22 protein-coding genes are annotated in these 24,750 nt (G+C 49.3%); 12 read left to right on the top strand and 10 right to left on the bottom strand.

Features of this window, described 5'->3' with window-relative positions:
* Nucleotides 1-9: 9 nt before the first annotated feature.
* Both AB4876_RS14305 and AB4876_RS14300 read right to left on the bottom strand, forming a co-directional pair.
* A complete protein-coding gene (locus AB4876_RS14305; protein ID WP_368382457.1) occupies nt 10-1,476 on the bottom strand; it encodes a transglutaminase-like domain-containing protein in 1,467 nt (488 codons plus the stop codon).
* Between the two features lies 1 nt (nt 1,477).
* Complete coding sequence (locus AB4876_RS14300; protein WP_368382456.1) at nt 1,478-2,356, bottom strand: alpha/beta fold hydrolase; 879 nt, start codon at nt 2,354-2,356, stop codon at nt 1,478-1,480.
* A gap of 307 nt (nt 2,357-2,663) precedes the next feature.
* Here AB4876_RS14300 and pomA point away from each other — a divergent pair, with 307 nt between their 5' ends.
* The 4 genes from pomA to AB4876_RS14280 all read left to right on the top strand — a co-directional run bounded on the left by pomA (nt 2,664) and on the right by AB4876_RS14280 (nt 5,759).
* Nucleotides 2,664-3,434, top strand: a complete 771-nt coding sequence (gene pomA / locus AB4876_RS14295) for a flagellar motor protein PomA (protein ID WP_368382455.1) — start codon at nt 2,664-2,666, stop codon at nt 3,432-3,434.
* Nucleotides 3,435-4,277, top strand: coding sequence for a flagellar motor protein MotB (locus tag AB4876_RS14290; RefSeq protein ID WP_368382454.1), 843 nt, complete (start codon nt 3,435-3,437; stop codon nt 4,275-4,277).
* 299 nt (nt 4,278-4,576) lie between these two features.
* Nucleotides 4,577-5,107, top strand: coding sequence for a hypothetical protein (locus AB4876_RS14285; protein WP_368382453.1), 531 nt, complete (start codon nt 4,577-4,579; stop codon nt 5,105-5,107).
* A 136-nt stretch (nt 5,108-5,243) separates the two neighbouring features.
* Nucleotides 5,244-5,759 (top strand): hypothetical protein, encoded by a 516-nt coding sequence (locus AB4876_RS14280; protein WP_368382452.1) that lies wholly within the window; start codon nt 5,244-5,246, stop codon nt 5,757-5,759.
* Nucleotides 5,760-5,825: 66 nt separating this feature from the next.
* Here AB4876_RS14280 and AB4876_RS14275 read toward each other — a convergent pair whose 3' ends face one another.
* Entirely contained in the window at nt 5,826-7,001 is a 1,176-nt protein-coding gene (locus AB4876_RS14275; protein WP_368382451.1) for an alkane 1-monooxygenase, read from the bottom strand.
* A gap of 140 nt (nt 7,002-7,141) precedes the next feature.
* Here AB4876_RS14275 and AB4876_RS14270 point away from each other — a divergent pair, with 140 nt between their 5' ends.
* Nucleotides 7,142-8,194 carry an AraC family transcriptional regulator gene (locus AB4876_RS14270; RefSeq protein WP_368382450.1) on the top strand — a complete coding sequence of 351 codons (1,053 nt, stop codon included), beginning with the start codon at nt 7,142-7,144 and terminating at the stop codon, nt 8,192-8,194.
* Nucleotides 8,195-8,221: 27 nt separating this feature from the next.
* A complete protein-coding gene (locus tag AB4876_RS14265; RefSeq protein ID WP_368382449.1) occupies nt 8,222-8,560 on the top strand; it encodes a HopJ type III effector protein in 339 nt (112 codons plus the stop codon).
* Between the two features lie 54 nt (nt 8,561-8,614).
* Here the strand turns inward: AB4876_RS14265 and AB4876_RS14260 are convergent, their stop codons facing one another.
* Complete coding sequence (locus AB4876_RS14260; RefSeq protein ID WP_368382448.1) at nt 8,615-8,878, bottom strand: hypothetical protein; 264 nt, start codon at nt 8,876-8,878, stop codon at nt 8,615-8,617.
* Nucleotides 8,879-9,086: 208 nt separating this feature from the next.
* On the opposite strand from AB4876_RS14260, the gene AB4876_RS14255 reads away from it, so the two are divergent.
* The gene (locus AB4876_RS14255; protein ID WP_368382447.1) at nt 9,087-10,598 is read left to right on the top strand and encodes a PQQ-dependent sugar dehydrogenase; all 1,512 of its coding nucleotides are present in this window, start codon (nt 9,087-9,089) and stop codon (nt 10,596-10,598) included.
* Here AB4876_RS14255 and AB4876_RS14250 read toward each other — a convergent pair.
* A complete protein-coding gene (locus tag AB4876_RS14250; RefSeq protein WP_368382446.1) occupies nt 10,595-11,791 on the bottom strand; it encodes a cytochrome P450 in 1,197 nt (398 codons plus the stop codon). The two genes, AB4876_RS14255 and AB4876_RS14250, sit on opposite strands and share 4 nt — an antisense overlap.
* A 402-nt stretch (nt 11,792-12,193) precedes the next feature.
* Between AB4876_RS14250 and AB4876_RS14245 the strand changes: the two genes are divergently transcribed.
* The 3 genes from AB4876_RS14245 (at nt 12,194) to AB4876_RS14235 (ending at nt 17,656) form a co-directional block, all read left to right on the top strand.
* Nucleotides 12,194-12,775, top strand: a complete 582-nt coding sequence (locus AB4876_RS14245; RefSeq protein ID WP_368382445.1) for a hypothetical protein — start codon at nt 12,194-12,196, stop codon at nt 12,773-12,775.
* 373 nt (nt 12,776-13,148) lie between these two features.
* Complete coding sequence (locus tag AB4876_RS14240) at nt 13,149-14,843, top strand: beta-helix domain-containing protein (RefSeq protein ID WP_368382444.1); 1,695 nt, start codon at nt 13,149-13,151, stop codon at nt 14,841-14,843.
* A 98-nt stretch (nt 14,844-14,941) separates the two neighbouring features.
* Entirely contained in the window at nt 14,942-17,656 is a 2,715-nt protein-coding gene (locus AB4876_RS14235; RefSeq protein ID WP_368382443.1) for a TonB-dependent receptor domain-containing protein, read from the top strand.
* 49 nt (nt 17,657-17,705) lie between these two features.
* Here AB4876_RS14235 and AB4876_RS14230 read toward each other — a convergent pair whose 3' ends face one another.
* The 4 genes from AB4876_RS14230 to AB4876_RS14215 form a co-directional block, all read right to left on the bottom strand.
* A complete protein-coding gene (locus AB4876_RS14230) occupies nt 17,706-18,860 on the bottom strand; it encodes a tetratricopeptide repeat protein (protein WP_368382442.1) in 1,155 nt (384 codons plus the stop codon).
* 170 nt (nt 18,861-19,030) lie between these two features.
* Nucleotides 19,031-20,605, bottom strand: coding sequence for a long-chain-fatty-acid--CoA ligase (locus AB4876_RS14225; protein ID WP_368382441.1), 1,575 nt, complete (start codon nt 20,603-20,605; stop codon nt 19,031-19,033).
* Between the two features lie 104 nt (nt 20,606-20,709).
* Nucleotides 20,710-21,486: an SDR family NAD(P)-dependent oxidoreductase gene (locus AB4876_RS14220; protein WP_368382440.1), complete on the bottom strand. Its 777-nt coding sequence runs from the start codon at nt 21,484-21,486 to the stop codon at nt 20,710-20,712.
* 53 nt (nt 21,487-21,539) lie between these two features.
* Nucleotides 21,540-23,030: a WS/DGAT/MGAT family O-acyltransferase gene (locus AB4876_RS14215; RefSeq protein WP_368382439.1), complete on the bottom strand. Its 1,491-nt coding sequence runs from the start codon at nt 23,028-23,030 to the stop codon at nt 21,540-21,542.
* 333 nt (nt 23,031-23,363) lie between these two features.
* Here AB4876_RS14215 and AB4876_RS14210 point away from each other — a divergent pair, with 333 nt between their 5' ends.
* Nucleotides 23,364-23,798: an OsmC family protein gene (locus AB4876_RS14210; RefSeq protein WP_368382438.1), complete on the top strand. Its 435-nt coding sequence runs from the start codon at nt 23,364-23,366 to the stop codon at nt 23,796-23,798.
* Nucleotides 23,785-24,255, top strand: a complete 471-nt coding sequence (locus tag AB4876_RS14205) for a hypothetical protein (RefSeq protein WP_368382437.1) — start codon at nt 23,785-23,787, stop codon at nt 24,253-24,255. Before AB4876_RS14210 ends, AB4876_RS14205 begins: the two co-directional genes overlap by 14 nt.
* A gap of 130 nt (nt 24,256-24,385) precedes the next feature.
* On the opposite strand, the gene AB4876_RS14200 is transcribed toward AB4876_RS14205, so the two are convergent.
* Entirely contained in the window at nt 24,386-24,628 is a 243-nt protein-coding gene (locus tag AB4876_RS14200; RefSeq protein ID WP_368382436.1) for a hypothetical protein, read from the bottom strand.
* Nucleotides 24,629-24,750: the final 122 nt, after the last annotated feature.

Below are 24,750 nucleotides of genomic sequence, written 5' to 3'. Positions count from 1 at the left end.
CTGTAGCATTCAGCGGCTTTTTATTTGCACCGCCGAAATGATTTTAATTTGATGTAATTGTTCGTTTAATTTTAAAACTTCACTTTGCTCACCATTGCTGACACCCAGCGTAATATGTCCTGCGGTGAACTTGCCCAAGCCACTGTCAAAACTCTGCCATCTATTCCCTGTCCATGCCTGCACCCAAGCGTGGGGAACAAAGACATATTTGCGCCCTAAAAATCGCTCGTTGTTATAGGCCATGCCAAACGCCACTCGGCTGGGGATGCCCGCGGCCCTCGCCAAGGTTGCCAGTAACAGGGCGTGCTCGGTGCAGTCGCCCTGTTTGCTGTTATAGGCCTCAAGCGCGGTGGCATAGCCAGAGTAGCTGGCTTCGCTGTTCATGTGCCGACTCACAAAGCGGCTGAGCCTGCGCATGCGGGCGGCAGTGGTGATGTCTTTGTCGGCAAGGATATCGTCGACCACAGTTTTAAAAACGGGCTCGCTGCTCGGTAGCCAGTAGTTTGCCTGCAGCGCCACGGCCAGGGTCTCTGGGGCTGGCGGGGCTTCTGCCCCGCAGTCGTCGCATACGAGGATTTCTACGCCGTCGGTCAGCGGTTTAACGGTTTGTTCAAAGGTGCTGGGCGGCGGGGTAGACAGCCCTTGTAAGCGGTAGCGAATTTTACCGCGTAGGGCGGTGTCGGTAATTTTGTAGGGTGAGGCAATGAGCTGTCGATAGACGTGGGTCGCCGGCTCGAAGTCGGCTTGGGCACAGGTTTGGCTGCAGTCCGAAATAATGACTTCGTCGCCTCCGCTAGTGCTTCGCTCTTCGGTGAAATAAAAATATTGATCGGCAACGATAAGGGTGCTGCGCTTGGTGTCGCCAAGTTGATGACGTCGAATTTGCCAGCGAGCCTCGGGGTGGTCCGGTGAATTGTAGGGCTGGATTTGCAGTTGCAGGTGGTCAAATTTCTGGCTGCTGAAATTCCAGCTGAAATAGTTAAACGGGCTGTCGTGCTCGGTTTTACCCAGTAGGGCTAGGCGCAGCCCCTCGGGTAAATAAAATGGCTGCGGAATGGCGTGTTTACGGGGGCTATTCGTAGAATTGAGCTGACTGACCACCAATATTTGCTCGTCCACTGTGGCTTGCATCTGGTGGTTTGCCGTGGCTGATGTGACACGTTTAGTGATAGCGAGTGGCTGGCCAGTGCTACTTTCGCGATATTCTAAAACCGTTGTGCTAGTAGCGTTGGGCGCGCCGGGCTGGCTTACGGTTAGCACTAAGGTTTCACGGGTGAGCAGCTGGTTTTCAGATGGGTGGCGCAGAATATGGCGATAACCCATTTTATGCCCACCTAGGCCGAGCGTCTGCCACTGCTCTGTGGGGTGTTGGGCAACATGGTCTTGAGCTTGGCGTGCCTGCGCTAGACTTGTTTGCGGTTGGCCGAGCAGGTTGACCATCAGCGCAGTATAAAAAAGTCGAGTAGCGACGCGCATTCTATGAGGTGGCTAGCAGCTGGTTCGCACTTAGCCAATCGCGACTAAGCTCAACAACCTGTTCGCCATCTTCTTGCAGCGCCATATGGCCAACGCCTTGTATAACTTGGTGGCTGACGTTGGCGGGTAGTCGCCTTACCCTGCTTTCGAATTCTTTGGGCTTGTGTAGATAAGAGTGTTCCGCGCGCAGGATTAGGCTTGGCACTTGAATGTGCCGTAGAGCTTGCCACGGCGAATAGGTGTGCAGAAAATTATGTGCCTCCCATTCTCTGCTATATGCAAGCTTAAATTGCCCATCTGTTTGCTCTATTAGCCCAGCGTCGGCATATTCGATAAATGCCGCCTCAGAAAACTGGCGATATGCGGCTTTGGGTCTGTGGTAGTCGATAAAAGCTTGACGACTTGGCCACAGTGGCTGGCGATTTTGGGTGCGTTTAACCAATTTGCTACGGCCCATTACTTGGGTGGGAGCAAGGCTTGCCAGCGCATGCAAAAAGCGGCCGGGAATTGTTGCCGGGTCAAACATTAGTACGGCCTTGAATAAATCGGGGCGCTTAACCGCCGCCAAGGCCAGTACGGTGCCGCCAATAGAGTGGCCCATCGCAATTAGGGGGGGGGCTGCTTGATGGTCTAAAAAGGCAATAAGATCGTCGGCGTGATCGCGCCAGGTAAAGTTTCTGGGCGGGTGGGCGCTGCCCCACATTCCGCGATTTTCTAGCCCGATGATGCGGTAGTCATCTGCAAAGTGGCTGAGAAAAGTTTGGTAGCTGCCAATAGGGAAGCCATTGGCGGCGGCAAACAGCAGGGGTTCACTGCCATTGCCAAGAGTCTGCCAAATAGCAGGGCCGCGGCCAAAATCGGATTGTCGGGTGGTCAACATAGATACTTGTCTTATACTTTGATGGCGGTGATGAGCATAACATGGTGCACTGGGGCGAGTGGAGTTTTGGCATCGTTGAAATCCGCTATGGCGGAGCGGCGCGCGTCGAGATATTGTAGCAATCAACCGAATTTCAGGGTGTAGGTGAGTCGAGAGCGCGATAATAATGAGAATCTCATTCTGTTCTTCTATAAAGTTATAAGCTCCTTTGCCGTTACCGTGTATACGTACGGGTGAAATGGCGGCTGTTAGCCGCAGGCGATAGGCCGTTTTGCAGAGTTAGTGACAGAGATAGGCGGAGTTTTCTTTGGACATAGCAACGTTATTAGGCATGTTGGGCGCGCTCGGGGTTATTGTTACCGCGATTGTGCTGGGTGGGAGCGCTAGCGGCTTTATTGATACGCCGAGCCTGTTGATTGTTGTTGGCGGCGGTTTGCTGGCTAACTTGGTTAAATTCCCTTTAGATCAAACGCTGGGCGCCTTTAAAGTAGCGTCGCGGGCGTTTGTGCACAAGCCAACCAGTTCCGAAGACCTCATTGCCGAGTGTATGTCGATGGCGGGGGTGGCCCGTAAAGAAGGCTTGCTGGGTTTAGAATCTCTGGAAATTAGCAATGAGTTTTTAAACAAGGGCGTGCAAATGGCCATAGATGGTCACGACCCTGAGTTTGTTCGTCGCGTATTAAATAAAGAGATTAACCAAACTATTGAGCGCCATGAAATGGGCGAGGCCGTATTTAAAGGTTTTGGTGAATCGGCACCGGCCATGGGTATGATCGGCACCTTGGTTGGGTTAGTGCAAATGATGTCCAATATGTCTGACCCCAAAGCGCTTGGCCCAGCAATGGCAGTAGCGCTGTTAACAACTTTGTACGGCGCGGTATTGGCAAACGTTGTTGCCCTGCCCATGGCCGAGAAAATGGCCTTCCGTACTGCTGAAGAGCGTCGTAATCGGCATTTGATTTTAGAGGCGGTGGACGGTATTCAAGAGGGTATTAACCCTCGCGTACTTGAATCATTACTGCAAACCTACCTACCGGACAATAAACGCGAAGTAGAACCTAAGTCTGAGGAAGCCTAAGTGGAAGAGGCTCCGGTAAAAAAACAGGCCGCTGGCGCACCGGCGTGGGTGCTTACTTTTGCTGATTTAATGTCGCTGCTACTGGCTTTCTTTGTGTTGTTGTTTTCGTTCTCAGAAATGGACAAGCAAAAGTTTAAAGAGTTGTCTGGGTCTATGAAGGATGCCTTTGGCGTGCAGCGTGAAATCCCCGCGTTTAAGCCGCCAATAGGTACCAGCATGATTGCTCGGGAGTTTAGCCCCGGCCAACCCAAGCCCACGGTAGAGAATCAGGTGCGTCAGGAAGCAGTTCGCGAAATGCGCGATTTCGTGCAAGTGGAGGCCGACGAGGCCCTCAATGATGATTTAGAGAAAGTAAAAGCTCATCTCGCGGTGGAAATAGCTGAAGGTTTGGTGGAGGTTGTCGACGACGGTGAGCGGGTCATCATTATCCGTATTCGTGAACGGGGCTCCTTTCCCTCTGGCAGTGCTGTTTTGTCTCCGGGTTTTGAGCCGGTTTTGGCTAAAATGGGCTCATTACTCAATGAAATTGACGGTCAGATTGTGGTTGCAGGACATACCGACGATGTGCCGATTCATACCGACCGCTATTTCTCCAATTGGGACTTGTCGTCTGCTCGGGCGACCACGGTATTGCGCGGTATTATTGCGGCCAGTGGCCAACCCAATGAACGGTTTCGTGTAATGGCGCATGCGGCGACCCGGCCGCTTGCCGATAATGAGACGGCAGACGGACGGGCGCGAAATCGGCGTGTAGAGATATTTCTGTTGCGCGGTGCTAAGCATGAACCTGCGATGGGTCCAGCAATTGGCGGGCGTGAGACCTCGTTACTCGGTTCAGATTGATTCTAAGTTTACTGCGCGCTGTTGAGAGTCCTTTTTGACGGCGTTGCACTCCTTGCTAAACACTGCTCCAGATTTCGATCGCGTAGTTCTCTTTATGTTGTACATTTTACTTGGTCTCGACGAGAAATTAATTTCGTGTGAATTTCCTGCGTTTTGATCTAAATTTGCGGCTTATCTTTGCTGTTAGTTTTGTGATGGAATTCACAGGCGGGAAGACTACGTATAGTTCAAAAACCTGATTAGTTGCCCAATGTATTGGCTACCACCCCAAATACACGGCTGCTTAAAAGGTGAATTCAATGACTATTCGTACAATGTTAACCGCGGGAATTACTTCTACACTGCTGTCGCTTAACGTGCATGCAACTACCGGAGCTAATTGGGATTTTGAGGCGATTTCTAAGTCTACCGGTTATACCGTGCACGGCCAGCAAACGGAGGGAAATCAGTTTGGCTTGGTTAAACACAGCAATACTTGTAGCAGCGACGAGTTATACATTAGCTGGGCTAGCGACAGTGCCAATATCTGGGCACTTGCGGGTCAGAAAGTGTCGCTAGCTGCTGATTTTGACGGCGTGCCGATGGATATCCCGCTTGAGGTCATATCAATTAAGCCGATGAGCGGCAATGTGCATCAAGTTATTTTTGGTCATTCCTTTGCTAACCAAGAATTATTGGCTTTGATGAGCCAAGCCAGCTCAGTGAATGTGCTGATGCCCTCTGCGGAACTGGCGAAATACTTTAAACAGACTGGCGATAGTTTTTCCTTGGCAGGCTTTGCCCAGGCGCGCTCACAGGCGTTAACGCGCTGCAATTCACAGAGTAGCTGAATTAACTCCAAATTGAATAGACTGGGTGGGGCCGGGGCGAATATGCGGGTATTTGCACCGGCCAATTTATTCCGATTGTCTTCAGCCTTCGTTCAGCTACGTCCTGATAATGTACAAGCACATTCAGGAGGAACTGATGATGACAAATACAACAGCTCTTAGTTTAGAAAGCCCCCGCTTGCTGCGAAATATGCTGCTAACGGGATTACTTGCACTGGCCGTGGCCCTTGCCCCAAAGCAAGCTCATGCAGACAATGCAGAGGCCGCCGCAGCGGTATTAATTGGTGCCGCGGTATTGTATGCAGCTCATGACTCTTATAAGTCTGATAAAAAATACAGAAAGCACCATGTGCATGATCGTTACTGCGGACATCATGTGGAGTATCGTGGTAATGACCACCATCGCTACGGTAATGCGCATGTTTATTATCAAAATCAACATCAGCGCGATCGCTATTCTTCATCCTACGGTAAGCATCATAAATATGTAGATCAAAAGCACAAAGGCAAACACGGTAATAAATACGCTAAAAAGCACGACAAACACGATAGATACAGCCGTCACGACCATAAAGGCAGTAAGTATCGCAGAGATGACCGTCATGGTAATCAATCTTGGAATACTCGAGTACGAGTTAGCCAAGGGCATTAATACTAACGATGAATAGTGTGCGGAGACAAATGTGGCGGCTACTTTGGCCGCCACATTTTTTGTGATTTAGCTATGTGCGAGCGTCGCGATTTTGGCTTGGTAGTGCTCGCGTTTTCCCGCTAAAACATTGATACGATCGATATCGTTAGCAGCCCAATTAAGCACTTTTTTATCCATCACCTTAAACCAAAGTGGTGGAATATACGCGAGTAGGAACATTGCGTAATAACCTGCTGGGAGCTGCGGAACATCATCAAAGTGTCGCAAACATTGGTAGCGACGACTGGGATGGGCGTGATGGTCAGAGTGGCGCTGTAGCTGAAAGGTAATGAGATTCGAAATCAGCGAATTCTGATTCCATGAGTGCTGGGGCTGCGGTGTTTCATAGCGGCCGTTATCGAGTTTTTGGCGCAGTAAACCATAGTGTTCAACATAATTAGCGGCCGTTAAGTTAGTGTGCCCTAGTAAACTAGTAATTATCACAAACGCCAACACTGTTGGTCCGCAGAGAGCGCCTACTAGGGTGAAAAATAGCAATGTGATTATTGCTCCCGGCAGTATCTCGTTTTTTGTCGACCAGAAAGATAGGCCTTTAGCATGTAGCCTATCTGCTTCTAGGCGCCAGCCGCGCAGCCATGTGCCAGGCATTTCTCTGAACATAAAACGGTAAAAATTTTCACCTAGGCGTGACGATGCGTGGTCGTGGGGGGTGGCGACATCGCGGTGGTGGCCGCGATTATGTTCAACACTAAAATGGGGCAGTGCCGCAATACCTAAGGCAAGGCTTGCCGCCCAGCGTTCTGGCCGATTTTTCTTATGGCCTAATTCGTGGCCCAGATTTAAAAATGCGCCGCCTAAACCCATGCAAGATAAGGCCAGCGCCGCTAGACCTAAAATGGATAGTTGTGCATACCACGCGTAGGCAATAGCACTAAACCAAACCACTATGACGCCTGCGAGCGCGACGAACAAAGCCCAGCGAAAATAGTTGTCGGCGTCCAATGCGGGTACATCGGCTTCGTCGTGGTTGTTGGGGTCTTGGCCGGAAACATAGTCGAGTATAGGGATCGCGACATAAAAAATAATAAAGCCTAAGGCTAGCCAAGCGCTGTTACCGGTTTTTATCGCTGGGATAATGCCGATTAGGGCCAGCCAGGGCATAAAAAAGGCATTGATCATCCACAGCCAGCGAAAGCGCTGGGTCAGGTCGGTAATCGAGAAACGCGATATTGTCGTTGCCATAGTTTATCGTCCTTATTATGTGGTCTTTATTAGTGCCACCAAGTCTCGTTAGAGGCGTTAGGCTCATTCATTAGCCTACGCTTAGCGCTTAAGGAGTGAAATGTTGCTACTGACCGCCGAAATTGTTAATTTCGGCCACTATGGATAAAAATAACAGTTTTAATTCAACTTTTCCCGCTGGGTTGCGGCCTGCACTGGGTTTGTTGATTCTGTGCCAAACCCTGGAGGAGCTGGGTTTAGATCATGAAGCGGCGAGTGCAATAACGGGTTTGGGTCGGCGGGAGCTGGAGACGCCGGGCTACCTGATACGCTCAGATCAGGAAATTGCCTTTATTGAGGCAACGCTCGCGGCGAACCCACGTCCGGATCTTGCCTATCTTGTTGGCCGACGCTACCACTTCGGCGTTTTTGGTATTTGGGGCTTGGCGCTTATTTGTAGTGAGAATTTACAGCAGGCGTTTCAGGTGGCTCAGGAATTTATTGAATTGACCCACAGCTTTGTGGGCTTGGAGCTGAATGTCGACGGCGCAGCAGCAAGCTTGGCGTTGCGCGACAACTACCCCGCCGGCGCAGTGCGCAATTTTGTGGTTGAACGCGACCTAATCGTCACGCTGGTGGTCGCGACGGAGGCCGCGGCTCAGAAATTACCGCTTATGCATCTGGAGGTCGCTATTCCCGAGCCGGCCCACGCCAAGGAGATTGAACGGCTCGTTGGCTGCCCTGTGGTATTTAATGCTCGTCATACGCGGGTGAGCTTTGCGCGCGAGATACTGCAGATTACCCTTCCTCAGGCGAATGCAGTGACGTGGTCGGCCTGTGTTAGGCAATGTCGCGAGCTCATTAGTCGTCAGCATGGGGAGCGCAGTTTTACGCATCGCGTGCAACGGGCTATCGTCGATTCTGCCTTTAAAGGAATTGGCGCGGTGGCGCAGCGCTTAGCTATTCCCGAGCGAACCCTGCGCCGGTTATTGCAACACGAGGGCGCGAGTTATCGCGCGCTAAGTCAGCAATTACGTTTAGATTTGGCGCAGCAATACCTTGCTGACGATAGCTTAGGGCTCGATCAGTTGGCTGAAAAGCTGGGCTATAGTGAGGCAGCTAACTTCAGTCACGCCTTTAAGCGCTGGAGTGGAATGACGCCAGGGGAATATCGGCTTAGCTGCAAGCATGCTAATAGCAAAATTCCTTTATAATACTCGGCGTTAAAATGGGAGTGTGGCATGACAATACAAGAACTTATCGATCGTTTGGCTGAGCGGCCAGTGGATTTCTCCGACGTAATGGCTGTTATTGACGCCGAGTATGATTTTACGCCAAGTGCCTTTCAAAATGGCGAGCAGCATAATGCCGCGGGCAGCAATAATGGCTCATGTAAAATATTTGCGTTTGCAGCTTTAAATCAGCTAAGTAAAGAGGCGACGTTAAACGCTTTTGGCGATTATTACAGCAAGGATGTGTTGGGGAACCCCAGCGGGGAAGACCACGCTAATATTCGTAACTTTATGCGCAGTGGTTGGGCGGGAATTCGCTTTGAAGACAGTGCTTTAATCAGTAAGTAGCATCCTGGCGCCTACAGTTATTGTTAGGCGCCAGTTTTTATCGCTATTTTGTGACTAGCGCAGGGCGTCTTCTTCGCTAACAACGGGGCGGTCGGTTTTTGTGCCGCGCATAACATTACCCGCTACTGCGTCGTCGCCGCCATAGTGGGCTAGCATGACGTGATCGTCGTGAACCTCAACCAAAACGCCAACAAAGGGCATGTCCATCATACTACCAGACACGCGGTAACTGACTAGGTCGCCGGCTTTAAAGGTCTCGGGCTTAAAATTTAGTTCAAACGGGCATTTTTCGCCGCTGCTACTACCCATATCCATCATGGCTTATCATCTCTGTTTATTGATTTTAGGTTTGCGATCTTTAGTTGCTGGCGCCGTATTGGCTCGGCTAACTAATAAGTACAGTGACTTTCCAGTTTAACGCCGTCTGCACTTAGAATCGAGGTGTGGTGTACGCTAGAGAGTTAATTTTAATAATGGGCCGGCGCCAGTGGGGCTGCTGGTGGTAAATAATCTAGGCGAAAACCCAATGAGAATACTGAAACGGCTGTGCTACACCTTGTTGGCACTGCTTGCGCTGATCGTGTTGACCCCCTTGGCCGTGATTCAATTTGGCTCTGCGGGCATGGCAACTACCTCGAAAGTTGTGCTCAATATGGTGCTTGGCTACGGCGGCGAGGCACCCGATGCAAGTGATATTCAGCAGCAGCTCGATGTTGCTGAGGGCTTTGGCGTGAGCTTGTACGCCAGTGATCTCGGTAAAATTCGCTTTTTACACTCGACTGACGCCGGAGATTTACTTGTTAGCCGCCCGCGTAGCGGCGACATAGTCTTACTTGAGCGCGATCGCAATGGCGATGGCTTGCCCGACGCTCAGCGAGTACTGCTGAGTGGCTTAACGCGACCCCATGGTTTGGATATTGCGGCGGGCTGGCTGTACATAGCCGAATCTAACGGGGTTGGCAAAATTGCCTTTGATAGCGCCCAAGGACAAACCAATGGCAGCTACCAACGCATCGTTGATGACTTGGATGACAAGGGTAATCACTGGACTAAAACTCTGCGCGCAGGCGATGACGGCTGGCTGTACTTGAGCGGGGGCTCTAGTTGCAATGTGTGCGAAGAGGAAGATCCCACCCGGGCGACCATCATGCGATTTCGCATGGACGGTAGCGAGTTTGGGGTTTACGCCACAGGCCTGCGCAATAGCGTTGGTCTGGACTGGGCGCCGTGGAATAACGCCCTTTACGCGACCGATAACGGCCGTGATTTACTGGGCGACAATTTTCCGCCCTGTGAACTGAATCGTATTGAGAAAGGCGGATTTTACGGCTGGCCCTATGTTAACGCCAGTACGCCGGACCCTGATTTTGGCGGAAAAAACGCGGCAGCTACAGCTAAAAATATACCGCCGAGCCATGAGTTTCGCGCTCACAATGCGCCGCTGGGTTTACGCTTTTTGCGGCATAGCACGGTTGGTGGTTTCGAGCGCACAGCCTTAGTAGCCCTGCACGGTTCGTGGAATAGAAGTGAACCGGACGGCTATAAAGTGGTGTCGCTGCACTGGCAGGACGACGGTACTATTGTTGAGCAGGATTTCTTGAGTGGATTTTTACAGGGTGATCGGCTAATAGGTCGGCCGGTGGATATTGCCGAGGCCAATGATGGCAGCCTCTATATTTCGGATGACTATTCGGGTTCGATATACCGCGTAGTGGCAGGTAAAACAGCTGTTAGTAGCAGGCGTCTTGAGTTGCCGCAGCAACCTCAGGGGAGCAGCAAGAGCGATCCGATGTTAGGCGCGTATAGCCCTGAACAGCGCGATCACTTGAGGCGTCGCGGTGAACAGCTGTTCAATGACTATAATTGCAGTGGCTGTCATCGCGGTGCAGCCTTGTCGGGCTTGGTTGAGCGTTACGAATTAAATGAATTAGCCAGCTTTTTTAGCGCGCCAACACCGCCGATGCCGGCTTTTCCACTCAGCGCAGAAGATCGCGAGGCCTTGGCGGTATATTTACTACTAAGGCCTAATACTGACTAGCGGCAGCGAATTTTTAGATTTTTGGGGCCGCGCAAATAAAATGCGTCGCACCATTCTATTTTTTCCTGGGTTATCTCAATAGTTTTAAAGCGATCAAACATATGATTTAAGGCTAGTTCGCCTTCGAGCAGGCCTAGTGCGCGCCCTACGCACATGTGAATGCCCCAACCGAAGGCGGTGTGCTGACGCAGGTTCTCACGCCGCACATCGAGTTGATCGGCATTTTTGAACACCGACTCATCGCGGTTGGCGCTGGCATACATGGCCAGCACGGTGGCGTCTTTGGGAATCGTCACGCCGGCAACCTGGGTTTCCGAGATTGATTGGCGAAACAAAAACTGAATTGGTGACAGGTAGCGCAGCACCTCTTCGGTCATGTTGGGTACCAGAGAGCGGTCGGCGCGGGCGATTTTTTCCTGCTCTGGAAAATCCCGCAGGCAAATAATGGCATTAGAGATCAGGCTGGTGGTGGTTTCATTGCCGGCAATCAGCAACAACACGCACATGGCCAGTACTTCATCTGCAGTAAGTTTGTCGCCTGCTTCCTCGGCCTGCACCAAGTCAGAAATCAGGTTGGCTTCGGGCTTTTTCCGAACTTCGGCTATGCGCTTTAGGAAGTAATCTCGGAAATCTTCGGTGTCTTGGCGCATTTCTGCGCGCTGGGCATCGGTTAATGCCGCCGCATTGCCGCCGGCGGTGACATTATTAGACCAGCGCCGAAAATCTGCGCGCATCTCTGTTTCAATACCCATGATTTGACCGATGATATGGACCGGCAGCGGTGATGAGAACTCTTCAATAACATCAAATTCTTCGTTCTCTGAGGCTTCATCGAGCAATTGTTTAACAATCGCGACAATTTCGGTGCGTTTGCTGTCCAGCATCCGCTTTGAAAAGGCTTTGTTCACTAAATTGCGCAAGCGAGTGTGGTCTGGAGGATCGCTCGCCAGTAAGTAAGGTGAATCGGGCGCAGGGTTGAAATCGCCGAAGGCCAGCTGAATTAAAGGGCCTGACGAGAATTGCTCGTGATTACGCAGTACCGCTTGCACGTCGCTGTGGCGGCTGACGGCATAGGCATTCATTTCAGGGATGTACTTAACCGGTTCGTGTTCGCGAAGGTAGGCGTAATAGGGGTAGGGGTCGGCTTGAACAATGGCTTTGGTTGGGTCGTAATTGGCGTAGAGAGAACTCATAGTCTGTAAATCCTAATTTTATTGTGCGTAGGCCATCTAATTCAATATTTATTGACTAATCTATCAGTATTGGCGGAAGAATAAAATTATTCCATGCTGTATTTATACCTATGCAGTGCCGTTGGGTGTTTTTTTGTTGTTTTAAGCTATTGAAAAATAGAATGAATTAGCATTTTTTCGAGTCTCTTGACGGTCGCCGGCACTGCTTGGATGGGCGGTCAATTTAGTAGAGGGCCTACGATACAATACGAGATCGTAGTAGACTTACCGCCGCTTAATAAGATAGCTATACAGCAAGCTGGAATACTATGTGCTTGTTGCGAGAGGCTACATTAAAGAGATTGGTTGGCTTATCACTACGGCCGCTGGTTTGTGACAAATTCGGGTGCCAAAGGACGATTAATGAAATCCATTCTGCCGCTGATATTTTCAGCTTTGTTTTTATTTGCCTGCGCCAGTAACGAGACTGTGGTGTATTCCAATGGATTCAGTTTTGGTAATTACGATTATGTTGTAATCGAACGTGATACCAATAGCGCTATTTACGGTATGGATCTTGAGTTTGGCAATATGATTGGCGCCTATAATATGGCGGTGGTCGGTTCCAAAGAAATTGAAAACCTGCCCTACACAGCCAAAAAACGCACATTAGGAGTGCAGTTGTCGGTTAGCGGTAGCGATGAGCGCATCATGCTGGGTATTTCCTTTCAAGATTTTATCACTGGTCGCACGGTGGCCACGATTGGCTCAACGGAAAAAGGCGACTTATTCGACCGCGATGATCGCAAGGATATTTTTGAGCTAGTGAGCAATACGGTGGTTGCCGCAATTAAGCGTGACAAGCAGTTGAATGTGCAAAATGGCCGTTCGCTTGAGCGCAGCAGGGCGGTGCCTATCGCTGAGTCTGTGAATAGTAATGAATATGACGAATATGAGTCGGCAGCGGAAAAGCCTTATTCGCTAACACCAGATTTTTCTGAATAGCTAAGTGCTTCTGGTATAGAGGTATTTAGCGGCAACCAGTCTATATATAAGGTGTTTCCGCTTAGCCTTTGCACGACATTGATATTACCCAACGTTTTTTTAATGTTGGCGTTTCAATGGCTTTTGACGTACTCATATTGCGTGCCAAAACTCCCCCCTAATTAAATTCTTAGTGTAACCGCTTCGCTGCAAAACTCTGCCGTCATCAGAGATCCTTGCCCGAACAGAAGTTTTATTACAGCATAAGCGAACTTATCGCGCTGTCATATAACTGCAATACACGGTTCATATATCTGTCACCAAGTCTCCCTAACATACGCTCCATTAATACAAACCTAGAAAACCTTAGAGTCTGTTCCGGAGATTAGTTCTTATGAAAAAGATTTTTGCTTTAAGCACGATGGCGGCTGCCATGGTACTTGCGGGCTGCGGTGGTGGTGGCGACATTAATATAAATGCGCAAAACAATAGCACTACTACCAGTACCGGTGGTGGCAACGGCGGCAACACATCTGCCAACGGCTGCGCGAGCTATAGTACTACAGGTGGAATTACTCGTCAGGGCGCCGACAGCGGTGTTAACTGTGTATATGGTCCTGATTTCGTTAGCCTGACTAACCCTATCGATATTGGTCCTTCTACTCCGGTGGTATTTACCAAATTAGCCAACGGCGGTGTTCACGTGTTTCGTGACAGTTTAGTGGTGGGCCGCAACTACAGTAGCGATGCCGACCTTGTGGCTGCGGGCATCGAAAAAGGTGGCGACGGTTCAAAAATTGAAATTGAAGCAGGTACAACTCTGGCTTTTCAGTCTTCAGATGACTACGTAGTAATCAACCGCGGCTCTCAGATTTTTGCCGAAGGCACCGCATCTGCGCCAATTACTATTACCTCTGTATCTGATGCAGTGGATGGCACTGTTGGCGCGGAAGAGGTTCAGGCCTGGGGCGGCATGATCATCAACGGTTTTGGTTTAACGAATAAGTGTGCCTATACCGGTAGTCCAGCGACAAATGATTTGGCGACAACTGCATCTGGCTGTCATGTAGCTGCTGAAGGTAAGGCTGGTGGTGGCCAGACTCATTACGGCGGTGCGAACAATGCCGACAGCTCAGGCTCACTGAAATACTTCATCGTTAAACACACTGGCGCACAGGTTGAAGAAGGTAATGAATTAAACGGTATTTCTTTCGATGCCGTAGGTTCAGGTACGACGGTTGATTTCTTGCAAGCCTATTCTACCTATGACGATGGCGTTGAAATGTTCGGCGGTGCGGTAAATATTAGCCACTACATTGCAATGTATGTTCGTGACGACTCTATCGATATCGATGAAGGTTACAGCGGTACTTTTGATTACGCACTTGTTATTCAGTCAGAAACAGATGGTAACCACTGCGTGGAATCTGACGGTATTGGTAGCTACAGTAGTAAGGATCAGGCCACCATTGACGATTTTGTAGCGCGGGGCTTGAACTCTCGGGCCACGATTAAAAACATGACTTGTATCATGTCTTCTAATGATGGCCCTGCAGGCACGGCGGCCGGCTTAGGGACTCATGATCCAGGTGCAGGCATGCGAATTCGTGAAGCGCATTTCCCTATAATTCAAAACGCCCTGATTACTTCTGCCTACCAAGGCGATGTATTAACTGGCGATGACGATTACAACTACTGTGTACGTATCGAAAGTGCTGAAGGCTTGAAAGCCGCAGCTGAGGGTGTACTTAAAATCGAAGGCTCTATCATCGCTTGCTCTGATCTTACAAAAGGCGATTTGCTGCCTGGCGGTAAGACCCAGCTGGAATTCCTTAATGAAAATAGCCAAACATTGACGACATTAGAGGCTGGCGAGGACCCTACAGCAGCTAGCAATGCCAACCTAGATATTCTTGACGGTTTCTTTTCGCTGCCAGTGGCTGATATGAAAATTGGCGGTGCGGCGCCAACGGTAGCGCCTATTGGTCGCGCATTTTTCGGCGCAGTCGTAAAGGATGACGATTGGACTGCTGGCTGGGCTTACGGGATTGATCCTGCGAATCGCGGTGAGCCGCTTTGGTTCGAGTAAGCAGTAAAACAGGTTCAGCTTAAGCCGTAAATCAGAGGGCGCCTTACGGCGCCCTTTCTGTTAAAACCCGATCAATTTATGCACGTGGGTCGTTTCTCATGAAAAAAAACGTAATTAAAAAAGGTGTGTTGCCTGCGTTTACCGTCAGCGCACTTAGCCTTGCGATAGGCGCAGTGGCTCAGGAAGCCGGCTCTGACGGCTTTGCTCTTAACAAGCCGATAGAGGAAGTCGTCGTCGTTGGGCGTCTTAAAAGTAGTGCTGAAAATGTTGTGATAGAGCGTTTAGAGCAAGAGGTCGCAATAGACTTCTTGACCTCAGAGGCAATCGGCCGAGTCGGTGACTCGACTGTCGCAGCGGCGCTGCGCCGTGTGCCGGGTGTTACCCTGGTGGATGACAAATATGTATTTGTTCGCGGTTTAGGTGAGCGCTATTCAAGTACTTTACTCAATGGTGCGGTAGTGCCGTCGCCCGATCTATCGCGCAGTGTTATACCTTTAGATATTTTTCCGACCTCGATTGTTGAATCTCTGGCAGTTCAAAAAGTGCACTCTGCAGACATGCCTGCGGCATTTGGCGGTGGCAGTGTTGATATTAGAACCAAGGGAATCCCGACAGATCTGGTTTTTAATATTGAAATCGGTAGCGGAATGAACACTGAATCCGATGGTGATTTTCTCAGCTACGAGGGCGGTGGCGATGACGCTTGGGGTAAAGATGATGGTACACGGGCGCTGTCACCGGCGTTGACGCAAGCGTTGAGAACCTACGGCGGAAGCTTTGACCGCAATGATATTCTCGCTGAAATGCGTAAAACCAATCCTAACGCAACGATTTCAGATGCCGAAGCGGTAAATCGGCAGCTGGCAACTGAGCTTTATCGAAAAATTAATGTGTATGAAGTTAGCGGTGATCCAGATTTTTCGGCAGAAGCAAACTTGGGGAATCGATTTTACCTAGGCGATGCTGAAGAAACAGAGTTTGGCTTTCTCGCTGGTATAGCGTACGACTCTCAGTGGCGCAATAAGAAAAGTGTGAGTCGCTCGGTTACTGAAAGCGAAGAAGTGGATGTCAAAAATGAGACTACACAGAATGTGTCTTTAACCGCTAATCTTGGCTTTGGTCTGCGCTTAAACGAAGATCACTATATTGAAACAACGAGCTTATATCTGCGTAATACCGATGACAAAATATCGATCACCGATAAATACGATCTGGATAAGCCTTTCTCTGTGGGCTCTAATTCGGATCGTGTATTTAAGCTTCGTTATGAGCAGCGCGAACTGGAAATACATCAAATTCGCGGTGAGCATAAATTTGGCGAGGCTAGTCGTGAGCTTTTTGGCAGCGAAGCGTTGGCGATATTTGAAGGACTAGGCTTCGATTGGTTCTACTCAGATAGCGAGTCAACGACTGAAATTCCAAATGAAGTGTCGGTGCAAAGCAATCATCAATTTGGTTCGCCGTCGGTAACCACCGTGGTGCGCGACAGCTCTTCCGCAGATTATCGCTTCACCGATCTAGAAGATCAGGTTGAGAGCTACGGCTGGGAAGTGAACATGCCATTGACTACTCGGGATTGGGCATTTGAGGTATCGGGTGGTGCAGAGTACTGGCAAAAAGTACGAACGTACCAGCAAACTCAGTTTGGGCTTGGCAGTGTAAGTGCACCTAACGAAGCTTTAACTGGGCCGCTGGCAATGGTATACGGTGATCGAAATATTCTTGATCAAGATCTAGGTTACCAAGTAGCGGTAGCTGGGAGTAATTCGGAGAGTTATCTCGCCGCCAACCGAGTTGATGCATATTATGGCAAGTTTGATATCACCTGGCAGGAAACTTGGCGTGTAGTGGCGGGGTTACGCTACGAAGACTATCAGCAAGTTGGCCTTACTTGGGATCCCCTAGATTTTACCGGCATTCCTATTGTTACGTCTGAGTCGGGTGGGCAGGAGGCGATAGCGAAAGAGCTGCAAGATGCAGTGTTTACAAATGATGATACTTATACATCATTGGCTGCGACCTATATGCGACCTGGCTTTTTTGCAGAAGACTTCCAGCTCCGCTTTGGCTATAGCGAAACTACGGTTAGACCTGATTTGCGCGAGATATCTAAGGCCAGTTACATTGACCCAATTACCGGTGCGCTGGTTTTTGGTAATCCAGATGTTACTCCTGCGCAGTTTAAAAATTACGATGTGCGCGCAGAATGGTTTTTTAGCAACGGCGATAATTTAACTGCATCGCTATTCTATAAAGACATAAATGATCCTATCGAACAGTTTCAAGCTGCCGCAGGAGATACCAATACCGCGGTTGAAATTATCAATGCAGAGAGTGCAACGATTACCGGTGTTGAATTAGAGTTTATGAAAGACCTTGGGGATGTTTCCAGTAAGCTAATGCCGTTCTTCTTGCAGGGCAACTTAACCTTACTGGATACGGAATTGGTTGCCGGCTCAAAAGCTGACGCACCAACCAATCCAACTCGCGACTTGGTTGGCGCGTCCAATTATTCAGCAAACTTGATACTGGGTTATGACGCGCCTAATGAACAGCACTCTGCAACCTTATCCTACAATGTGTTTGGTGAGCGCTTGTATTTTGCTGGTCGTAATGGAGAGCCAGACGCATATGAGCAACCGTTCAATTCGCTGGATGCAACTTATTCTTACTATCCCACTGAAGCGATTATTGTTAAATTAAAATTGAAAAATATTCTAGATGAAAGCCTGCAAATCGAGCGCGATAATGTGGTGACGTTTTCTGAAGACGTTGGTCAATCATTGAGTGCAAGTGTTCAATACCAGTTTTAATTTATTGAAATGCTATTGTTAGGCGCCTTTAGGGCGCCTTTTTTATGTCTTAGTTACTCTTCAATTTTAAGCGTGCCGCTTTAATAGCCTGCTTTTTGGCTCGCTCGACATCGCCTAGGCGATGTAATACCAGTGCAGAGAACTGGTAAAATCGATATTCGCTTCGATCTAGGTCAATCGCCTGATTAATTGATTTGAGTGCGCTGTTAAAATCGCCCTGCTCGAAATCTGATTTCGCCTTACTGTAATGCCAAAATGGATTCTGTTTGCGAAATACCTCGGATGCTTTTTCAAGCTGCTTTGCCTGTTTTATTTTTCCGAGGTCGTGGTAAAGTCTGCTTAAATTGCTGATGGCGACCTGATCATTGGGGTTGAGTGTTAGGGCTTGGCGAAATGCGATCTCGGCGTCATCGTTCCGCTTATAGCGGCGCAGCAGGGTGCCGAGGTTGCCCCAGATATGTCCAGCATTGGGGTTTAAATACAGGGCTCGGCGAAAGTAACGCATCGCTTCATCATTCTGATCTTGATTCAAAAATTCTGCGCCACGATTATTGTAGTATTGTGCGGCGGCCTCTTGTTCGCTGAGGCGTTGTTGGGGGTAGTTGTACTCATAATTATCCACGCTGAGGTCGACGACTTCTTGGCCATCGTCGCCAAAGTCGACAACAACATTGATGTGTTTGTAAAACACCATACTGTTGTCGCTAATCATATCCCAGCTGGGTGGAATAGTGACTTCATTGTAATAGGCGTTGAGGTTGGCCTCTCGGGCAAGGGCAATGAATAATGAGCTTAAGGACAGGCAGTTTCCACGGTGAGCATAAAATGTCTCTGTCGCGTTTAAGGTGATTCCTGGGTCGTAGCTTAAGCCCAGTTGTGAGGGTCGCACCATACTGTCGAGTAGATAGCTTAGGCGTGCGCGCGGGCTCAGTGCTGCGGGCACATGCTCTTCGACGAAGTAACGCATGTCGGGGTCTATTGCTAAAATGTTCTCTTCGGGAAAGGCTTTAGGATTTTGATTGCTTTCATTACCGCTGGCATCGTCTTGCAAGAGAGCGTTTACCTGCGCAGTTGTTGGCGCGGGAATATTGAGTGCAAGCGGCGGGCTGGTGTTTGTGGCGCAGCCAGCATTGATCGCCAATAACGCGGTGCTGAGCAAAACGGAAAGTGTAAACGCTGGCGTTGGTTTAAGTCGCAGTTGCATAAATTACATCGAGTTTTATTGTAAGCAGATTTCTGGATCTTGAATGTGTTTGCCTAACTATAGACCGAATTGGTCTTGGGATGTCTGCTTCTTAAGGTATTTAAATAATTATTTTTATGTTTTAGCGGCGATCAATGGCGGCAGCCTTGCCAGCCATTGAGGCTAGCGGCTTAAAGATTGCGGTCCTGCTGCTCCCAATAGGGTTGGCGCAGTTGGCGTTTTAGTATTTTGCCAGAGGCGTTGCGGGGCAGTTCTGCGCTGAAAACAATTTTCTTGGGGCATTTGTAGGTAGCTATCTGCTCTTTGGCGAAGGTGATTAGCTCCTGCTCAGAGACCTTGCTGTGTTCTTTGCGAACAACAACCGCCGTCACCGCCTCGCCCCATTGTTCATCGGGGATCCCGATGACGGCAACATCGGTTATGTCGGGATGATTAAAAAGCGCATTTTCAACTTCAATGGGGTAAATATTTTCCCCGCCACTAATGATCATGTCTTTGACGCGATCAAAAATATACAGATAGCCGTCGTCGTCTTGATACCCTGCGTCCCCAGTGTGGATGTAGCCATCTATTAATGTGCTTGCTGTGGCTTCGGGGTTTTTCCAGTAGGCCAGCATCGTAGCGGGGCTGCGAATTAATATCTCACCTACTTCACCTTGGGAGACGGCGTAGCCATGGCTGTCGATAATTTTTATCTCGGTATTGGGGGTTGCTAAGCCGGCGGCTCGCAAACGCTTGCTACCTGGTACGTGATCCTTGGGTGGCAGATGCACCACAGTTCCCGAAAGCTCGGTCATGCCGTAATTTTGTACGAAGTCACATTTTATAATGCGCAGCGCTTCTAGTAGCAGGGCTTCGGGCATCGGAGCAGCACCGTAAATGATCTGCTGTAAAGATGACCAATCGGCTGCGGCGGCCTCGGGTAATAGTAATATGGCGCGGAGCGCTGCAGGAACCAAAAAAGTGCGGCTAATACCAAATTCGGGCACGATCTTGAGTAATTCACGGGGTGAGAACTCTGGCACAATCACTGCGCTGGCGCCGCCGCGCAGCGCCATAAAGGCCAAGCCAATACCGCCAACATGAAAAAATGGCATGGCGAGTAAGCACACATCGTTAGACTGTATATTGTTCCACGCCATCTCTGGGTGATCTTGGTAGACCCAAGGGTCGAAGAAAGCGCGATTGGGTAGAACTACACCCTTCGGATTGCCGGTAGTGCCGCTGGTGTAAAGCTGTAGCGCTGCGTCATCTGCACAGACGCTTATCGTGGTCTGGCTGCTCGGACTGTTTGCAACCCAGTCTGTCAGTGTCGGCCACTCTGGGTGGATCGAATCTATGCTAATAATAAGTTTTAAAGTGGGTGTTTCCCGCTTGATTAGTGCCGCGGTTTCCAGAAACTCAGGGCCTACAAATAGGGCCTCCATGTCGCTGTCGTTACTAATGTAGCTTAATTCTTTGGGCGAAAGTCGCCAGTTAAGACCTACCGTGACTGCGCCAATATGAGCAGTGCCTATTAATATTTTCAAATACTGATCAGAGTTTTTGGCTAGTATCCCTACTCGGCTGCCCTTGCGCATCCCCGCAGCAAGCAAAGTGTTGGCGATGGCGTTACTTTGTTTTTCGAGGTCGTTATAACTACTGTGGCGACCTTTAAATATCAGCGCAGGATAGTCAGGCTGAGTCGCTGCATAGTGACGAATCAGTTCGCTGAACGTACGCGATGCAAGGCTGGCTCTGGTCATAGGTGGCTCCCGCCATATGTCTGATAGTTGAGTTGAAAACCTTAACGGTGTAATTGGGCCAGCGCTATCGCGCTGGGTCCAAGAAAATAACACATCTTTAGGGCTTAAATTGGTGACTCCACCAAGCCTCCGTCAACAGTGATACTGGTGCCGTTCATGTAAGCGCCGGCGCTACTGCTGGCGAGCAGTAATAGTGGTACGGTGAGATCTTCCATTGCGCCCAGACGTCGCGCGGGGAAGCCTTGAATATAGCGCTGGCCGGATTCCGATGCGAAATAATCGTCGTTAATTTCTGTTAAGAACCACCCAGGACACAGGGCGTTAACACGGATGTTTTTGCGGCATAGCTCCATGGCCATGGATTTTGTTAATTGCACTACCCCCGCTTTCGAAACATTGTAGGCAACTTTCATTACCCCAGTGTGCTGGCCGTAGATTGAGCCAATATTAATAATGCTGCCTTCAGTGCCTGCTTCAACCATTTGTAGCGCTGCGGCTCGCGCTACTCGCCAAGCGCCGCTGAGATTAGTTTCCATTACCCAGTTCCAATCTTGCTCATTGGTGTCGAGAAATTTCTTGGGCTCGTCGGCGACGCCTGCGTTATTGATGAGAACATCGAGGCCGCCGTACTCTGCCTTTATGACGGCAAAGGCCTTAGTTACGCTATCGCTATTGGCAACATCCATTGTTACGGCATAGGCGCTGCCGCCGTCTTTACGAATGCTCTCGACAGCGCTGCCGAGTTTGTCGGCACGGCGGGCGGCGAGAATAACAGTAGCGCCCTCGTTGGCCAGTACATTGGCAAAATGTACGCCGAGCCCACTAGAGGCGCCAGTTATAAGGCAGATTTTGCCTTTGAGGTTAAAGTAATTACTGGCCAAAATGGGCTCCTTTTTAATGTTGATCGGTATACGTCGATGTCGCTAGGGTGTAGCTAAACTTTGCTAGCCACCTTCTTCGCTCTTGGTTTAATTGGTGCCGCCGTCTTGTTCGCGGTTTGTACGCCCTGATCTAGTGCTTTTGCTGCGCTAAGCAAGTCGCGAAAGGCGGTGTTGATACACTGATGATAAAAGTCGGGGTCCGGTAGCATTTCTCTACAGCAGATAAACGTTAGTGAAACACTGCCAAAATAGCTGTTTACGGTATGGAATAGACCAGCGCCATCAAGTGGTGCGCCAGCACCTAGCCAGAGCATGGCCTTGGCGCCACACATATACATGGGGAAAGCCGGTCCCGGCACATTGGTGACAATAGTGTGTAGGACTGGAGCCTTGCTGCTTAAGCCGGTGCTGGCCGCCACTCGCATGCCCAATGAGGCGAGTCCGGAGGGGATCGAATTTACGATGGTCGAGATTCGTTCCACGCCAATCGCGTTTGCATAGGCTTTACTGGCCATTGCGTCGCTGTGAATTAATTTGAGGCGCGCGACTGGGTCGGCGATGTCGGTGCGTAAATGTAAGCGCATACCGGCAACTTCATTGCCACCCTCTGCGTTGGCATTGGCTTCGGTGCGGGTGCTAATAGGGACGCCAGCGACTAGGGAGTTTGTTGGTAGCTCATTTTTTGATTCAAGATAGCTGCGCATTGCACCGCCGACGATACTGAGTAATACGTCGTTTAGGGTGCACTCGCCTACGGTATTTTTAATATATTTTAGTTCTTGTAAATCCATTCGCAGGCCGCCAAAAACGCGGTGGGGCGTAACGGCATTGTTAAAGCGAGTACGGTCTTTAACACTATGGTTAGTGAATGCTTTGCCACCATAGCCTTTGTATTCTTCTTTGCGTGATTTAAGTGCGTGCTTAACGGCTCTACTCAGCTTTTGGGGCGATTTAAATAAATTTAAGTAGGCGTTTTTTATTAGAGTGAATTGGCTGGGGTCGTCTTCGCCCTGCCATTGATCGGGCTCGCCGATGATGACGTTGTCTGGGCCGAGGTCGTGTAAGGCTTCAATGATCTGATTGCCGGTGGCGCCGTCGATCGCACTGTGATGAATTTTTAGATACATGGCAAAGCAGCCGCTTGGCAAGCCGGTGATATTGTCGAGGCCCTCAATAATGTAGGCCTCCCATGGCGGCCGATTTAGATCGAGGGGGCGGCTGTGTAAGCGGGCGAGCAAAATGCAAAACTGTCGCCAGTCGCCGGGCTGGGGAAGCGCGATATGGCGTACATGAAACTCAAGATCAAAGTTTTTGTCTTCTACCCAATAAGGGCTGTCTAAATTAAACGGCACTCGCACCAGTTTGCGACGAAACACTGGCGACTTATGAATACGTTCGCTAAATTTTGCCAAAATATCTTTATAGCGAACAGTGCCGTCAGGTGCGCTGCTGGGGTCGTAAATTAGGATGGGACTAATATGAAGCGGCGTGGAGTTACTTTCGTTATAAACAAAAATGGAATCAAACTGTGACAACTGCTTCATATGAGTTTTCCTTGTTTAAACACGCGTTTATTTCACTCGGTTTTTACTAGCCGTTGCCCGTTTTATATAACTTGGCGGCGGTTGGTGGTTCCGTGCGTGAGCTATCATCAGTATTCATAAGTTGCCTGTGAATACATGATAATGTTCGTGTTGGGGTTGTTTGCGGACTTTAGTGTGCGTGAGCCCGAGGGCAAAAATCAACCGAGATATGTATGTATTAGCGCTATTTAAACTTAAAGTTTGTTCATTATCGCGATGCGTGCCACTAGGGTGTATGCTGAATAAGTACACGTTATTTTGGTGTATATGAATCGATTATATAAGGATGCTGTTATGCATGAATTACCTCATTTTTATTCGGTTACGGTTGACGCGTCGGCGCACGATACCTTGCGCTGCAACACTGGAAATTTACCTGAACTGGTGGTTGCTCCGCCAACACAGTTTGACGGTCCAGGCGATCAATGGTCGCCAGAAGAATTGTTGATGGCTGCTGTCGCCAACTGTTTTGTGTTGTCTTTTCGAACGGTGGCGGATATCGCTAAGTTGGAGTGGGAGTCGATTCAATGCCAGGCACAAGGTGAGCTAGATAAAGTGGCACGAACTATGCTGTTTACTACAATTACTACCAAGGTAAAGTTGCAGCTGAAAGACATTGATAGTAAATCCAAAGCGGAGACCTTGCTCAAAAAAGCGGAGAAGATTTGTATCGTTAGCAATTCTCTTTCAGCAGAAAAGCATTTAGAAATTGAGATTGTCGATAGTTAGCGTAGTGATAACCGAGCTGCGGGAATTAGGCGAGGGCTATTTTTTGCTGAGAACAGTTCGAGTATTAAGAAGTTATTTTGTTAATCTAAAAGGCGGCAAGCTTATTTTATGGTGCTATTTGCTTTGGTACCTAAGTAATGTGTATATGTGTTTTGATGGCTCGCCAAAAATTTGGGTAAATGCCCTAGGCATAAGTGCAATCATTGGCTTAGGTTTAATGCTCAGTGTTGGTCGCAGCGCCGACCCCTGGCAAAATTTTAGGCTATTCCTTATGCCGTTTTGCGTATCTAGTTTTTCGGCACTGATAAAGGGGCGAGATTACCTGTTTGTTTTTTCTCCGGTGCCCAGGGAGTTGTTGACTGCTATTGGCTGTTGTCTGATATTTGTGGCGTTTATTATGCTGCTTAAGTATTGCTATCGGCCTGATAATATCGTTCCCGAGTCACCGGAGAAATAAGCAGTGGTCGTTGAAATGTGATAATTGAGCGATTTGGCGAGCTGGGGGCGTTGGCGGTGTATATGCTGACGCCAACGGTATTGCCTACTCTTAATAGCGCAAAGGCTAGTGATTAGCCTTTGCTTGTGGTCTATTGATTGATTTCGTCGCTAATCATGGCGAGCCAGTTTTGGGCCTCATCAATGCCTTCTACGGCCTTGACCACGCAGGCAATTCCCAGTAAATGTTCTTTAAGCAGGGTTCGCATTGGCAGATCGTGTTCTTGGGCTTGTTCTTGTAGGAATAGAAAGGCCTGCGCGCTGATGTCGTCGATATGCATCTGCTGCGTATTTTGACGATATTCTGCTAATCTAACTATCTTTTGGGCGGCCATCTCAGATCTCCTTTGATCAACTTGCGATCAGTATAGGAGGGGCGGTGGCAACAAACCCTTCGTAATTACCCGTAGCTACGCTAGTGTTTCTTAGTAGTCGCAGCCACTGTTACGTCGCTAAT

It is taken from the genome of Zhongshania guokunii, from assembly GCF_040892635.1.
Taxonomy (GTDB): Bacteria; Pseudomonadota; Gammaproteobacteria; order Pseudomonadales; family Spongiibacteraceae; genus Spongiibacter; species Spongiibacter guokunii.
This window is presented reverse-complemented; position numbering and strand designations above follow the sequence as displayed.